We start from the raw sequence: 14974 nt of genomic DNA on the forward strand, positions 1-14974 counted from the left end.
GGTGACCGCAGCCGCCCCCGGGCCGGGTTCAGCCCTGGCGGTGGCCGGCCGGGAACTCCAGCGGGTAGCGGTCGGCCAGTTGACCGCGGTCGTTGTAGGCGAAGTTGAGCACCAGGTCGTCGGCGACCCGCAGGACGGTGTCCCGGCCCTCCACCGTGCCGGTCCACTCGGGCGGGAGGGCGGCCAGGCCGTAGGCGGCACCGAGCAGGTTGCCGCAGACGGAGCCGGTGGAGTCCGAGTCGCCGGAGTGGTTGACCGAGAGCAGCAGCGCCTGGCGGAGGTCGCCGGTCCGGGCGGCGTGCAGCGCGCAGTAGACCGCGATGGCCAGGCACTCCTCGGCGATCCAGCCGGCGCCCACCTGCTCCACCCCCTCGGGGGTGGCCGGAGCACCGTCGGCCACCGTGGTCGCGCGCCGGAGGGCGCCCGCGGTCTCGGCGCCACCGGGCTTGCCCGCGACCTGGGCGATGGTCTCCTCGACGGCCTGCGGCAGCGCGGTGCCGTGGGCCACCCGGTCGACCAGGGCCGCGAAGGCACCGGCCGCCAGGTAGCCGGTGGGGTGGCCGTGCGTCAACTGGGCGCAGGTGGCGGCCAGTTCGAAGGCGAGGTCCGGGCCGAACCGGGCCAGGCCGAACGGCGCCGAGCGCATCACGGTGCCGCAGCCCTTGGAGCCGGAGTTGACCGGACCCTCTCCGCCGAACGGCACCGGGGCCTTGAAGCCCCCGCGCTGGTCCGCGAGTCCGCTCAGACAGGCGTTGCCGGGTGCCCGGCTGGCGTACAGGAAGGGCTGGGCCAGCAGCCAGCCGTCCGGTGCGGCCTCGGGCTGCGGCAGCCGCTGGGTCAGCATCCAGCGCTGGTAGGCCTCGCACATCACCGGCGCGAGATGGGCGCCGGGCGGACAGCGCAGCAAACCCTCGGCGGTGAAAAGAGTCATCTGGGTGTCGTCGGTGACCTCGATCGGCCGGTCGGTGGGGAAGCCGGTCACACCCTGCGGTCCGAAGCGGTCCCGGATCTGCGCCAATCCGAGGAACTCGACGGGCCAGCCGAGGGCGTCACCCACCGCGCCGCCGAGCAGTGAGCCGCGTACCCGGTCGGTGAACTGTGCGAGGTCGGTCATGCCGCGATCTTCTCAGAGCCCGGCCGCGCTCCGGTAACGCGGTGTGCCCGCCGGTGCGATGGCGGCGGTGTGCCCGGGGCGGTGGGCATGGGTGGCGCACCATTCGAGCACACTCCCGTACCTCCAGGGGCAGCTTTTCACATCTTCGGGTGACCACTTGTGGACGCTGGGTAGCGTCCAGCGCATCCGAGACCGAAAGCGCTTATGCGAAAGGCATATGACTCGCCGTCCGTCAGCGGCGAATCCCGTGCCTCGGAGGCCCCGATGGGAACCCTGAACCACTTCAGCTTCGGCTGGCTCACACCGATCCTCGCGTACCTGATGGCGTGCGTGGGCGCCGCGCTCGGCCTGCGCTGCACACTGCGCGCGCTGGCCGCCACCGGCGCCTCCCGGCGCAACTGGCTGCTCACCGCGGCCGCCGCGCTCGGCTCGGGCATCTGGACCATGCACTTCATCGCGATGTTCGGCTTCAGCGTCAGTGGCACCGAACTGCGCTACGACGTCCCGATCACCGTCCTCAGCCTGCTGGTCGCCGTCCTGGTGACCGGTGCCGGGGTCTTCGTGGTCGCCTACGGACGGCACCGCAGCCGCTCCCTGGCGCTCGGCGGGCTCACCACCGGCCTGGGTGTGGCGGCCATGCACTACCTCGGCATGGCCGCCGTCCGCATCCACGGCGCCATCGCCTACGACCCCGCCACCGTGGGCCTGTCCGTACTCATCGGAGTCGGCGCCGCCACCACCGCGCTCTGGGCCGCCGTCACCATCCGCAACGTGTACGCCGCCGGGGCCGCCTCGCTGGTCATGGGCATCGCGGTGACCTGCATGCACTACACCGGCATGGCCGCCGTCCACGTCCGCATGCACCCCGTCCGCACCGACCTCGGCGGTGCCACCCCGATGCAGTTCGTCTTCCCGCTCGCGGTCGGGCTCGGCTCCTTCCTCTTCCTGACCTCGGCCTTCGTCGCGCTCTCCCCGACCGCCCGGGAACGCGCCGCCTACCGGGAGGCCGGCGAACTCACCGTGGAGGACGTCGGCACCTCCGAACTCGACCACGCCGCCTAGCGGTTCCGGGGCGCCCCCGCCGACCGCACCCCCGACAGCCCACCGGGACAGCCCACCGGGACAGCACCGGGCACCACACCGAAAGGCCCTCACCCATGCGAGTACGCCGCGGCTCCCCCCGCAGCGCAGCGGCAGCCACCACGCCGGGCACCGCGCGCGGCCCCGTCCGCCCCGGCGGCACCGGGCAGCGCCGGGGCGCCCACGCGGGCCCGCCCGCCCGCGAGTCCATACCCCTCCCGCCGCCCGTGCAGGACCCGCCGCACCATCCGCACCCGCCGGGCTCCGGTAGCACCGGCCCGGCAGCCGGCCCGCTCGGCCCGAGGCTTCGCCCCCGCACCGTACGCGCCAGGATCGTCGCCCTGCTGATGGTCCCGGTGGTCTCGGTGATGGCGCTCTGGTCGTTCGCCACCGTCACGACCGCGCAGAACGTCTGGGACCGGCTCAGTCTGCGGCAGGTCCACCGCACCCTGCTGGAGCCGGTCGACGCCACCGTCACCGCCCTGCAGGCCGAACGCTCCGCCGCCGGACAACTGCTGGCCGCCCCGGGCGGCATCGTCAGGGAGAGCGCGCTGCGCGACGCCGCCGAGGCCACCGACCGGGCCGTCGCCCCGCTCGACCTGGGCGGCCACTACAACCCGGCCGACGCCCAGGGGCTGGGCGCCGCGACGGCCGCCCGGGTGGACGCGTTCACCGCCGCCGTCGCCTCACTCGGCAGGCTCCGCAGCCGGGTGCTGGCCCAGTCGGTCGGCTGGGACGAGGCCTACGCCGACTACTGTGCCGCCATCGACCGGGCCTTCGAGGTCATCGGCGCCACCACCGGGCTCCAGGACCACCAGGCCGCCTCGGACGCCCGGGTCCTGCTGGAGTTCTCCCGCTCCCGCGAACTGCTCGCCCGCGAGGACGCCCTGCTGCGCAACGGCCAGATCACCGGTGAGCTGACGGAGTCGCGGCTGCGCGGGTTCGACGACGCCGTCTACGCCCGCCGCCTGCTCCTCCAGACCGCCGGGGCCGATCTGCGGCCCGCCGACCGCAGTGCGCTGAGTGCGGTCACGGCCGGCACCGCCACCTCCTCCGGTACCGACTACCGGGACCTCAGCCGCTACGAGGACGCCGTGCGCGCCGCCGCCGACGGCCGCACCGCCGCGGCTGCGGTCAGCCCCGACCAGTGGGCCGTGGTCTTCGACAACGTCGGCCGCGCGCTGCTCGCCGTCGACATCGCCGCGGGCGGTGCGGCCGCCGAGCGCGCGGACCCGTACGCGCTGGGCCTGTTCACCCCCTCCGGCGCCGCCGTACTGCTCGGACTGGTCGCCGTCGTCGCCTCACTGCTGATCTCGGTGCAGATCGGCAGCGGCCTGGTCGCCGAACTGATCGGCCTGCGCAACTCCGCCCTGGAGCTCGCCGGCCGCAAACTCCCCGCCACCATACGCCGGTTGCGCGCGGGGGAGGAGATCGACATCGAGACCGAGGCACCGCTGCGCCCGCACGGCGCGGACGAGATCGGCCAGGTGCACGGGGCGCTGGGCACGGTCCAGCGGGCGGCGGTGACGGCCGCGGTCGAACGGGCCGAGGTGCTGAGCGGGGTCTCCGGCGTCTTCGTCAACCTGGCCCGGCGCAGCCAGGTGCTGGTGCACCGCCAACTCACCCTGCTGGACACCATGGAGCGGCGCACCGAGGACCCGGCCGAACTGGAGGACCTGTTCCGGCTCGACCACCTGACCACCCGGATGCGGCGGCATGCGGAGGGTCTGATCATCCTCTCCGGTGCCGCCCCCGGCCGTGCCTGGCGCAGGCCCGTACCGCTGATGGACGTGGTCCGCGCGGCCGTCGCCGAGGTGGAGGAGTACGCCAGGGTCGAGGTGCACCGTCTCCCGCAGGTGGCGCTCGCCGGGCCGGCCGTCGCCGACCTCACCCATCTGGTCGCCGAACTGGTCGAGAACGCCACCGGGTTCTCGCCCCCGCACACCAAGGTGCACATACGGGGCGAGCAGGTCGGCAACGGGTACGCGCTGGAGATCGAGGACCGGGGCCTGGGCATGGGCCCGGAGGCGCTCGCCGACGCCAACCGGCGGATCGAGGCCGCCGAGCAGGTGGACCTCTTCGACAGCGACCGTCTCGGTCTCTTCGTGGTGAGCCGGCTGGCGAAGCGGCAGGGGGTCAGGGTGGCGCTGCGGCCCTCGGCGTACGGCGGGACCACGGCGGTGGTGCTGCTGCCGACCGGGCTGCTGGAGGATCCGTCCGAGCGGGAGGACCGCGAGGTCGAGTCGCTCACCGCTGAACTCGTCGGCGTTCAGCCGCAGTTGACGCCTCTGTCCGCGGTCGCGGCACCGACTCCGCCGCCACCGACTCCTGTGCCGCCGCCGCCGGGAGCGCGGCCGAGCGGTGCGGAGGGCCCCGTGCGGCCGTTCGGCGTGAACGGCAACCACCCCGGGGTGCTGCGGCCGACCCCGTTCGGCACCGACGGCGGCCGTGCGTCCGGGTTCCCCGCACCGGCCGGGCCGGACCCGCTCGCCCGTCCGGCCCCCGTCCGGCCACTCTCCGCCCCCCGGACTCCGCCAGCCGCCGCGGGCCCGGCGGAAGCGGGCCGTGCCGAGCCGGCCGGTCGGGCCCGGCGGGTGTCCGCGCAGCCCGGTGCGGTGGACGAACTCCCGCGCCGGGTCCGTCAGGCCAGCCTGGCCCCGCAGCTGCGCGAGGCGCCACCGCGTCCGCGGACCGGCGGCGGCCCCGGCAGTGGTCCCGGCGGCGGCCAGGGCCACATCGGCCGCAGCCCGGAGGAGGCGCGCGCCGCGATGTCCGCCTTCCAGCAGGGCTGGGCGCGAGGCCGAAGCCCGCTCAGGCCCGGTACCCCCGACACTCCCACAGGCCCCACGGGCCCCGGCAGCACGGAAGGACGGCCTCGATGACCGGCGCCACCCACCACACCGGAGAGCTCAACTGGCTGCTCGACGAACTGGTCTCCCGGGTCGCGCAGGTGAGATTCGCCGTGATCCTCTCCGCCGACGGTCTGGCCATGGGCACCTCCGCCGGTCTCGGCCGCGAGGACGGCGAGCACCTCGCCGCCGTCGCCTCCGGCTTCCACAGCCTGGCCAAGGGGGCCGGACGGCACTTCGGGGCGGGTGAAGTACGGCAGACCATGGTCGAGTTGGAGCACGGCTTCCTGTTCGTGGCCGCCGCGGGCGAGGGTACCTGCCTGGCAGTCTTCTCCACCGCCGAGGCCGACCTCGGCCTGATCGCCTACGAGATGGCCCGCCTGGTCCGCCGGGTCGGCGAGCACCTGTACGCTGCGCCGCGCGGCGCGGTCGCGGAGTGAGCGCGATGTCCTACCCGCCGCCCGGCCGCCTCGCGCCCGGTCACCCCTCGCCCGGCTACCTTCCGCCCGATCACCCTCCGCGGGCCCACCCGTCGTTGAAGTCACCGCGCCACCGGCTGCCCGGGACGCCGCCCGCGCCGCCCGCGCCGCCCTTGCCACCCGCGCTCCCCGAGCAGTGGTACGACGACGAGGCCGGTCCGATGGTCCGCCCGTACGCGATGACCAACGGCCGCACCCGGCCGGCCGGGCTGGAGTTCGACCTGATCGCCCTGGTGGTCAGCGACGTCCAGGACGCCACGCAGCTGCCGGTGGGCCCCGAGGCGGGCCTGATCCTGGGCCTCTGCCGGAACAACGCCCTGTCGGTCGCGGAGATCGCGGCCGAGACCGATCTGCCGCTCGGTGTGGTGCGGGTGCTGCTGGGTGACCTGCTGACCGCCGAGTACATCCGGGTCAGCCGCCCGGTGCCGCCCGCCCTGCTCCCCGACGAGCACATCCTCCAGGAGGTCGTCAATGGACTCCGCGCTCTCTGACACCGCCGGTCAGGAGACCCCCGTGCTCGCCTTGAAGATCCTGGTGGCCGGCGGCTTCGGCGTCGGCAAGACCACGCTGGTCGGGTCGGTCAGCGAGATCCGCCCGCTGCGCACCGAGGAGCAGCTGACCGCGGCGGGCAGCGGGATCGACGACCTCGGCGGGGTGGAGCGGAAGACCACCACCACGGTGGCGATGGACTTCGGGCGGATCACCATCAGGGACGGCCTGTCGGTCTATCTCTTCGGCACCCCGGGGCAGGACCGCTTCTGGTTCCTCTGGGACGAGCTGGCGCAGGGGGCGCTCGGCGCCGTGGTGCTGGCCGACACCCGCCGGCTGACCGACTGCTTCCCGGCGGTGGACTTCTTCGAGCACCGGGGCATCCCGTTCGTGGTCGCGGTCAACCGGTTCGCGGGAACCCGGGACTTCCGGCCCGAGGAGGTGTCCCGCGCCCTCGACCTGGAGGCGGACACGCCGGTGCTCATCTGCGATGCCAGGCAGCGGAGTTCGGGCAAGGACGTGCTGATCGGCCTGGTCGAGCACGCCGGCCGGGTGCACGCCGCCCGCCTGATCGCGGAGGTGGGGTGAGAGGTCCCCGCCGGACCCGCCGAACGGCCCATCAGGCCCGCTGAGGGAAAAGTTGGCCATACAACCTGGTGTTCCATTGGCGTCCTTCTGCTGTTCGCGTGGATGACCCCGGGCCTTGCGCGACTCGGGCTTGGGTGGTCACCCGGCTGCGGACTTCCACCCGGCCGGGAGAGCAGGAGGAACGAGACGATGACGAGGCGATCCGGATCGCCGGCCGGACAGTTCCCGGACGGCGGACGGCCGTCCGACCGACCGCTGCCGTCCGTCCGGGGGCACCGCCGGGCCGGGGCGGTGGCCGCCGTGCTGGCGGTGTTCCCGGGACTGCTGGCCACCTCGGCCTGCGGCGGTCCGGCGGCGGCCGGGGCCGACGGCGGTGGTGACTACACGGTGATGACCTGGTCCTCGTCCGGCAGCGGCGCGGCCGACCGGCACGGGGTGACGGACATCGCCGGTGCGATCGGGAAGACCGTCTTCAAGAACGGCCTCGGCGGCCGGAGGCTGAAGGTGCTCACCTGCAACGAGCAGAACACCGCGGACGGCGCCTCCGCCTGCGCCCGGCAGGCGGTGGACGCCCATGTGCTGGCCGTGATCGGCTCCTACAGCCAGTACGGCGACAGCTTCATGCCGGTGCTGGAGAACGCCAGGATCCCCTACCTGGGCGGATTCGGGCTCTCCGGCGCCGACTTCAGCAGTCCGGACTCCTACCCGGTGGCCGGCGGTACGCCCACCCTGGTCGCCGGGAGCGGACGCCAGCTGGCGGCGGCGGGCTGCCGCAACATCGCGCTGATCCGCCCCGACACCAGGGCCGGGGACACCCTGACCCGCTATCTGAGCGGGGCGCTCCAGCCCTCGGGGGCCAGACTCACCGACATCAAGGTGGCGGAGAAGACCACCGACCTGAGCGGCCCGGCGGCCAAGGCGATCGGGGACGACCGGACGGGCTCCTGCGTGACCAACGCGCTCGGCCCCGACCAGACGCTCACCCTGATCGAGGCGTACCGCCGGCTGGCTCCCAAGCACACCGTGCTGGCCTCGCTGCTCGGCAGCGTCCAGCAGTCCGTGATCGATGCCACGGGCGGGGAGAACAGCCCGCTCAACGACAGCCTCGCGGTCGGCTGGTACCCGCCGGAGGGCGCCAGGGTCTGGGACGATCTGCGGGCCACCGTCCAGTCGGCGGGCGACCAGCACATCGACACCTCGGACCTCGGCGTGCAGAACACCTGGGTCGCGTACCAGGTCTTCCTGCAGGCCACCCAGCGGATCAGCGCGGCCGGGCAGCCGCTCACCGCCAAGACCCTGCGGGCCGAACTGGACAGCGGCGACTCCTTCGACACCGGCGGCACCACCCCGAGACTCAACTGGGGGATGACCGACATGCTCCCCAGCGCGGAGTCACCTCGCCTGGTGAACACCTGGGTCACCTTCCAGCAGGTCAAGGGCGGCCGACTGACGGAGCAGCAGCGCGGCTTCTCCGACGTCCGCTGGGTCCTGACCGGGGGCAAGCCCCCGGCAAACTGAGAAGGCGCCGGCAGCCCGCCGCCCCAGGCGCGCGGCCGCCGGACGGCTGCCGGAGCCGCGCGACGCACCGTGACTGACGATGTGTCAGGTGGCGCCGGTCCGCCGGACGTACGCTGAAAAACGTGATCACGTTCGAGGAGCGCAGACTGCGCGCCCTGGCCGACCAGGGCCGCTGGCCGGAGCTGCTCGGCCTGTACCGGTGTGCCCGGGCGGCAGCCGTCGCCCGGTGCGACGAGCCGGTGGCGGCGGCCGAGGCGGCGCCGCTGGGGCACCTGGTCGCGTACGGGGCGCCGCCCGAGCTCGCGGCGCGGCTCTTCGACCGGGATGGCGGCCCCGGAACCGCCGCCGGGGCGGGTGACCACGACGCCGGGCCGCTGTGGGAGGTGCTGGCCACCCGGCACTCCTGGCGCCGGCTGGCCCCGCTGCTCGGCCCGCCCGCGGTCCGGCGGCTGGTCGCGCACACCCGGGTGCTGCTCGGCGAGGACCTCTCGCACGGCGCGGAGCCCGACCCGGAGGGCGTGCCGCTGGCCCTGGAGTCATGGGAGGTGCCCTGCTTGGAGGAGTGCGGCCGGGTGCGCGAGTACCTGCCGACCGGCGGCGCGCGCCGGGCGCTGGTGCCCCTGCCCGCGACCAGGGAGGGGCTCGGCCCGGTCGAGCTGCCGCCGCCGGGCCGCCCGGCCCTCGGACTGACGGCCACCCGGCTGCTGGGCGGGCTCGCGCCGTGGCTGGAGGTGGCGTGTGTGCGCGGCTCCGCACTGGACGCGGTGGCACGGCTGGCGCCCGGACCTCGGCCGACGGACCGTCCGGGACGGCCGGTGCGTCCGGCGGATCCGCCCGGGTGGGAACGGCTCGCCCCCGGCCTGTGGGACACCGGCCGCCGGGGAGCCGACCGTCCGGCCGCGGGGCGGTCCGCGGCCGGACGACCGCTCGGTGGGGACGCCCTCGGCGGGGACCGGCCGCACCTGCGGCGGGTGACCGGCGGCCACATCCCGTTCTGCGCCGCGTATCCGGCCCTGGTGCAGGCCGCCAGCGACAGTCCGGCGCTGGGAGCGGCGAACGGGCGGCTGACGCTGTGGCGGGCACTCTCCGCGATGACCGGTGGGCCCCGGCTCCCGGTGCCCGCGGCCGGCCCGCCCGGGGTCGACGTGCCCGAGGTCAACGCGCTGATCGCACGCCTGCGTTGCTTCACCTGGTGCGAGCCCGCGGACGAGGTCTGGTACGTCCACCTGGCCGTCGAGGACCCCGCGACCGGTCTGGCCTGGGCCGTCAGCGGTGCCGAACTGGACCTTCCCGTACCGGAATTCCCCGTGCAGAGCTGACCCCGGGAGCGGCTCCGAGCCGGACCGGCTCCGGTCCGGGGATGGCTTCAGGCAAGGAAAAGCCCCGGCCCGGAGCCGCGCCGGGGTGGCGGCTTCCGGGCCGGGGTGCAGGGGGTGGCGGATCAGACCGCGGCGGGCTCCGGCTCGGGCGCGGCCGGGGCGCCGGAGGTGGAGTCGGCCAGGCTGGTCTCGTCGAAGGGCAGCTCGCCGGTCAGCACCCGGTCGAGGCGGTCGCGGTCCAGCTCCTTGGTCCAGTGCCCGATCAGGACGGTGGCCACGGCGTTGCCCGCGAAGTTGGTCAGCGCGCGGGCCTCGGACATGAACCGGTCGATGCCGACGATCAGTCCGACGCCGTCGACCAGTTCCGGCCGGTGCGACTGCAGGCCGCCCGCCAGGGTGGCCAGGCCGGCGCCGGTGACCCCGGCGGCGCCCTTGCTGGCGATCACCATGAAGACGAGCAGCGAGAGCTGCTGCCCGATCGACATCGGCTTGTCCATCGCCTCGGAGATGAAGATCGAGGACATGGTCAGGTAGATCGCGGTGCCGTCCAGGTTGAAGGAGTACCCGGTGGGCACGGTGATGCCGACCACCGGGCGGCTGACGCCCAGGTGCTCCATCTTGGCGATCAGCCGGGGCAGCGCGCTCTCCGAGGAGGAGGTGGAGAGGATGAGCAGGAACTCCCGGCCGAGGTAGCGCAGCAGGGCGAAGACGTTCACCCCGGCGATCAGGCGCAGCATCAGGCCGAGCACCACGATCACGAACAGCACGCAGGTCAGATAGAACCCGATCATGATGACCGCGAGGCTCTTGAGCGCGGCGGTCCCGGTCGCGCCGACCACTGCCGCCATCGCACCGAAGGCACCGACCGGCGCCACCCACATGATCATCGACATGATCCGGAAGACCAGCTTCTGCAGGTGCTCGATCCCGCGCAGCACCGGTGCGCCGGCCGGGCCCATCGCCTGCAGGGCGAAGCCCGCGAGCAGCGCGACCAGCAGGGTCTGCAGCACCTGGCCCTGGGTGAGGGCGGAGAAGGCGGTGGTGGGGATGGTGCCGAGCAGGAAGTCGGCCGTGCTCTCCGAGCCGCCGGCCGCCTGGGCGTGGCCGGCCTTGGCCAGGGCCTTGGTGAGGTGCAGGCCGGATCCGGGGTCGAGCAGGTTGCCGACCACCAGGCCGATCGCCAGGGCGACGGTGGACATCACCAGGAAGTAGCCGAGGGCCAGGCCGCCGACCCGGCCGACCTTGGCCGCCTTGGAGACCGAGCCGATGCCCAGCACGATGGTGCAGAAGATCACCGGGCTGATCATCATCTTGATCAGATTGACGAAACCGGTGCCGATCGGTTTCAGCTCCACCGCCGTGCCCGGCGCGGCCAGCCCGACCGCTATGCCCGCGAGCACCGCGACGATCACGGCGAGGTAGAGCCGGTGGGTGCGGTCGGCGGGTCTCTTCGCTCCTGCTTCCGAGGTCGTCATGCGGGGGCTCCTTTGCCCTGTCGTCCCTCACGGCCCCCGGGGGGAAGGGCCGTATCGGCCCTGGGTGGTGGGCCGTACTGACTATGGGCGCCGGGCGTGACGGCCGTCACCTTTAAGTTCATAAAGTTCACGCATACCGTCCGCACCGCCTGGGCGGGGCACACTGTCTGGCATGCACCGGCAGTCTGGCACGCGCTCGTATCCGAACCCCTCGCCGCGCCGCCGCCTGCACAGCCTGGCGGGGCAGCTGTTCGCGTTGCAGATCGTGATCGTGGCCGCCGTGGTCGCGGGCGGTGCGGTTCTCGCCTACCTGTTCACCGCCGGGCGCGCCGAGGACACCGCCCGCCGCCAGGTCACCGCGGCCGCCTGGGCGGTCGCCGACTCGCCGACCGTGCGCGAGGCCGCCGCCGGGTCGGACCCCTCGCGGCTGGTCCAGCCCTACGCCGAGCAGGTGCGCCGGGACACCGGGGTGGACTTCGTGACCGTCATGGACACCCATGGCATCCGCTGGGCCCACCGCGACCCCGCCCAGGTCGGCAAGGTCTTCCTCGGTCACATCGACCAGGCGCTCACCGGCGGCACCGTCACCGAGACCTACACCGGCACCCTCGGCCGGTCCATCCGGGTCGTGGTCCCCGTGTTCGACGAGCGGCACCGGGTGGTCGCCCTGGTCAGCTCGGGCATCACGGTCGAGTCCATCAGCGAGCAGCTGAACGTACCGCTGCTCGCCCTGGTCGGCGTCGCGTCGGCCGCCCTCGCCCTCGGCGGCGCCGGTACCTACCTGGTGGGCGCCCGGCTGCGCCGCCACACCCACGGCATGGGTGCCACCGAGCTCAGCCACCTCTACGACTACCACCAGGCGACCCTGCACTCGGTGCGTGAAGGCCTGGTCCTGCTGGACGGCGCGCAGCGGGTGGTGCTCTGCAATGACGCCGCCCGTGAACTGCTCGGCCTGTCAGGCAAGTTGGAAGGTGTTCCGGTGTCCGGCCTCGGTCTGCCCGAGTCGCTCACCCGGGCCCTGCTCGGCCCGGCTCCGATCCGCGACGAGGTCCACCTCACGCACGAGCGGGTGGTCGTGCTCAACACCTCCGCCGTCGGCCCCGGCCTGGGCACCGTGGTGACTCTCCGAGACCACACCGAACTCCAGGCGCTCACCGGCGAGTTGGACTCGGTACGGGGCTTCGCCGATGCTCTCAGCGCCCAGGCACACGAGGCCTCCAACCGGCTGCACGCCGTGGTCTCGCTGATCGAACTCGGCCGTCATCACGAGGCCGTGGAGTTCGCGACGGCCGAACTCGCCCTCGCCCAGCAGCTCACCGACAAGGTGGTGGCCGCGGTCGGCGAACCGGTGCTGGCCGCACTGCTGTTGGGCAAGGCCGCCCAGGCAGCCGAGCGCGGAGTCGAGCTCACCCTCACCGAGGACAGCCGGATCGACGACGGCCTCCTGCCCGCCACGCTCAGCCCGCGCGATCTGGTCACCATCCTCGGCAACCTGATCGACAACGCGGTGGACGCCGCGATCGAGGGCGCCGCGACGGCCGCCGGCCCTCCCGAGGTCACCGTCACCGCCCGGGTGGACAGCGGCGAACTGCTGCTGCGCATCGCCGACACCGGCCCGGGCATCGATCCGCAGGCCGCCACCGAGGTCTTCCGCCGAGGCTGGACCACCAAGAGCGGCGGCCGGGGCCTCGGCCTCGCCCTGGTCGCCCAGACCGCCCGGCGCAACGGAGGCACCGTCGAGGTCGGGCGCGAGCAGGGGGCCGTACTCACCGTCCGGCTGCCGCTCGGGCGGGACGGAGCGGAGGTCCGGGTGCCGGGCGGCGGGGAGGTCGACGCCCTGGCAGCGGGCGGCGGTGAGGTCGACGCCCTGGCGGTGAGCCGTGGCGGCAGAGAGAGGGAGGCGCTCCGGTGAGCAGTCCGGTGATCGACGTACTCGTGGTCGAGGACGACCCGGTGGCCGCCGCCGCCCACGCCCTGTACGTGCGGCGCACCCCCGGCTTCCGGGTGGCCGCCACCGTGCACAACTGCGCCGACGCGCTGCGCCAGCTGGGCCGCGCCCGCACCGCCGGCACCCCGGTCGACCTGGTCCTGCTGGACCTCTACCTCCCGGACGGGCACGGCCTCCAGCTCTGCCACACGCTGCGCGCCGCCGGCCACTCCGGCGACGTCATCGCCGTCACCTCGGCCCGCGATCTGGCGATGGTCCGGCAGGCGGTCTCGGCCGGTGTGGTCCAGTACCTGCTGAAGCCTTTCAGCGGCGCCGCCCTGTACGACCGCCTGGAGCGCTACGCCCGCTACCGGGACACCCTCGCCCGCCACGGCGAGGCCACCGGCCAGGACGAGGTGGACCAGGCGTTCGCCGCGCTCCGTGCCACCCCCGAGCGCAGCGCCCTGCCCAAGGGCCTGAGCGCCCCGACCCTGGAGACGGTCGCCGCGGTTCTGCGCGGCACCGGGGCCGGCCTGTCGGCCGCAGCCGTGGGAGCCGAGGCCGGGGTCTCCCGGATCACCGCCCGCCGCTACCTGGAGCACCTGGTCGAGGTCGGCTTCGCGGTCCGCGAACCCCAGTACGGCCAGGTCGGCCGCCCGGAACTCTGCTACCGGATCGTCCCGCAGCGCTCCGGGCCGTAGCGCGGCCGGCTGTCCCGAGGGCTGCCGGGCGGGCCGAGGTGCCGGCCCGCCCGGCAGTGGTCACAGGGCGGTGGGCGGGATCACGGGTGCTGGAAGGTGACCTCGGGGTTGGCGGGGGAGGGGCCGTCGAGCAGCGGCTGCGGTACGCCCTTGAGCTGGAGGTCGAAGAAGGCGCCGACGTAGCTGCGGGTGATCTCCTCCGAGCGGTTCGCGGGGATTCCGTTGGGGGTGGGCATGCCCATGGCCGCGAACAGCACGTCCGCGTCGGTGAAGCTGCTGTGGTCGGCGCCGGCGACGGTCAGCCAGCGCTTCCAGCCGTCCAGGTTGGCCCAGGCCTTGTCCCAACTGGTGTCCCCGCCACCGGTGGTGTGGTCCGCCAGCTTGTCGAGCAGCAGGAAGGGGCGGCCGTGCAGACCGGTGGCCGGGTCGGGTGCCCAGAAGGTGCCGTCCATGTTCACTCCGGCCCGGATGCGGTTGTCGTCGGCCATCGCGACGGAGGTGGCGTCGCCGCCGATGGAGTGTCCGGCCATGCCGATCCGGTTCGAGTCGATCATGTGGGCGTACCGCCAGGCGGGGTGACGTCCGGTCAACTCGTCGAGCACGAAGGAGATGTCCTTGGCGCGGCTCTGGGAGATGTCTCCCGGTCCGCCCGCCGGGGGAGTGTCGCAGACCGGGCCGCAGGGGATCGTCTGTCCGTTGGGGAAGGTGATGCCCGCCGCCTCGTAGGTGTGGTCGACCAGCGCGACCACGTAGCCCCGGCTGGCCAGGTCCTCGGCGAGGCCGGTGAGGAGCGCGCGCGGCATGGTGAATCCGGGGGAGAGCACCACCAGCGGGAACCTGCCGTGCTCCGGACGGGCGTCCGTGTGCGCCCAGGTGCGGGTGCTGGCGAGCAGCTGGGGCGGGTAGTCGGAGTTCGGGAGCTTCATCTTCAGCAGGAGGCGGGCCTCCTCGGTGGTCATGTAGGGGGCCGGTCCGCCGGTGCCGGGGTGGGCGGGGTAGTACATCGAGACCATGAGTTGGCGGGGTCCGGCGGAGGGCACCCACGGGTCCGGGCGGTCCTGGTCGACGAGGTGCAGAACGTTGCGGCCGACCGCGTGCGGGCCGGTCGGGCGGGGCAGTTCGGGCGTGGTGAACGTCTTCGGGGCGGCGTGCGCGGCCGCCACGGAAGCGGCGGCGGAGGGGGCGGCTGAGGCCACCCCGGCGATCGGGAGCGGCAGGAGGAGCGCGAGCGCGGCAGCGGCGGCGGTGCGACGAATTCTGGTCATGGCAAGGACGGTAGATCGCGAGGGCACCGTCTGACGTCCACTCAGCGGCGGACATCGCTGTCACTCCCGAGACATACGAGCCATCATCAGCGAGAGGTACAAGTCCCTTTGGGAAATGGGACTTTTGGCTATTCGGTGGCATTGACGTCCGCTGTCCGGTCGACGTCTGA

Annotated in this window: 12 protein-coding genes; 9 read left to right on the forward strand and 3 right to left on the reverse strand. The window is 73.7% G+C overall.

The features are described 5' to 3' along the window. Window positions 1–28: 28 nt before the first annotated feature. Window positions 29–1114, reverse strand: a complete 1086-nt coding sequence (locus ACSMTC_RS29965) for an ADP-ribosylglycohydrolase family protein (RefSeq protein ID WP_436562850.1) — start codon at window positions 1112–1114, stop codon at window positions 29–31. Window positions 1115–1378: 264 nt separating this feature from the next. Here ACSMTC_RS29965 and ACSMTC_RS29970 point away from each other — a divergent pair, with 264 nt between their 5' ends. The 7 genes from ACSMTC_RS29970 to ACSMTC_RS30000 all read left to right on the forward strand — a co-directional run bounded on the left by ACSMTC_RS29970 (window position 1379) and on the right by ACSMTC_RS30000 (window position 9436). Then, window positions 1379–2176, forward strand: coding sequence for an MHYT domain-containing protein (locus tag ACSMTC_RS29970; protein WP_436562851.1), 798 nt, complete (start codon window positions 1379–1381; stop codon window positions 2174–2176). Between the two features lie 95 nt (window positions 2177–2271). Further along, a complete protein-coding gene (locus ACSMTC_RS29975; protein ID WP_436562852.1) occupies window positions 2272–5076 on the forward strand; it encodes a sensor histidine kinase in 2805 nt (934 codons plus the stop codon). Then, on the forward strand, window positions 5073–5483 hold the full coding sequence (locus ACSMTC_RS29980) for a roadblock/LC7 domain-containing protein (RefSeq protein WP_436562853.1): 411 nt from the start codon (window positions 5073–5075) through the stop codon (window positions 5481–5483). The genes ACSMTC_RS29975 and ACSMTC_RS29980 overlap by 4 nt, the downstream gene beginning before the upstream one ends. A 200-nt stretch (window positions 5484–5683) precedes the next feature. Continuing rightward, window positions 5684–6013 (forward strand): DUF742 domain-containing protein, encoded by a 330-nt coding sequence (locus ACSMTC_RS29985; protein ID WP_436564848.1) that lies wholly within the window; start codon window positions 5684–5686, stop codon window positions 6011–6013. Next, window positions 5994–6599 (forward strand): GTP-binding protein, encoded by a 606-nt coding sequence (locus ACSMTC_RS29990; RefSeq protein ID WP_436562854.1) that lies wholly within the window; start codon window positions 5994–5996, stop codon window positions 6597–6599. The genes ACSMTC_RS29985 and ACSMTC_RS29990 overlap by 20 nt, the downstream gene beginning before the upstream one ends. A gap of 189 nt (window positions 6600–6788) precedes the next feature. Beyond that, window positions 6789–8117, forward strand: a complete 1329-nt coding sequence (locus tag ACSMTC_RS29995) for an ABC transporter substrate-binding protein (protein ID WP_436562855.1) — start codon at window positions 6789–6791, stop codon at window positions 8115–8117. A 122-nt stretch (window positions 8118–8239) separates the two neighbouring features. Further along, window positions 8240–9436, forward strand: coding sequence for a hypothetical protein (locus tag ACSMTC_RS30000; protein WP_436562856.1), 1197 nt, complete (start codon window positions 8240–8242; stop codon window positions 9434–9436). 122 nt (window positions 9437–9558) lie between these two features. On the opposite strand, the gene ACSMTC_RS30005 is transcribed toward ACSMTC_RS30000, so the two are convergent. Then, entirely contained in the window at window positions 9559–10911 is a 1353-nt protein-coding gene (locus tag ACSMTC_RS30005; RefSeq protein ID WP_436562857.1) for a cation:dicarboxylate symporter family transporter, read from the reverse strand. Between the two features lie 172 nt (window positions 10912–11083). Here ACSMTC_RS30005 and ACSMTC_RS30010 point away from each other — a divergent pair, with 172 nt between their 5' ends. After that, on the forward strand, window positions 11084–12823 hold the full coding sequence (locus ACSMTC_RS30010; RefSeq protein WP_436562858.1) for a sensor histidine kinase: 1740 nt from the start codon (window positions 11084–11086) through the stop codon (window positions 12821–12823). 8 nt (window positions 12824–12831) lie between these two features. Beyond that, the gene (locus ACSMTC_RS30015; protein ID WP_436564849.1) at window positions 12832–13539 is read left to right on the forward strand and encodes a response regulator; all 708 of its coding nucleotides are present in this window, start codon (window positions 12832–12834) and stop codon (window positions 13537–13539) included. Window positions 13540–13619: 80 nt separating this feature from the next. Here the strand turns inward: ACSMTC_RS30015 and ACSMTC_RS30020 are convergent, their stop codons facing one another. Beyond that, window positions 13620–14804 (reverse strand): alpha/beta hydrolase family protein, encoded by a 1185-nt coding sequence (locus ACSMTC_RS30020; RefSeq protein ID WP_436562859.1) that lies wholly within the window; start codon window positions 14802–14804, stop codon window positions 13620–13622. Window positions 14805–14974: the final 170 nt, after the last annotated feature.

The organism is Kitasatospora sp. HPM-01-4 (assembly GCF_051374625.1).
Taxonomy (GTDB): Bacteria; Actinomycetota; Actinomycetes; order Streptomycetales; family Streptomycetaceae; genus Kitasatospora.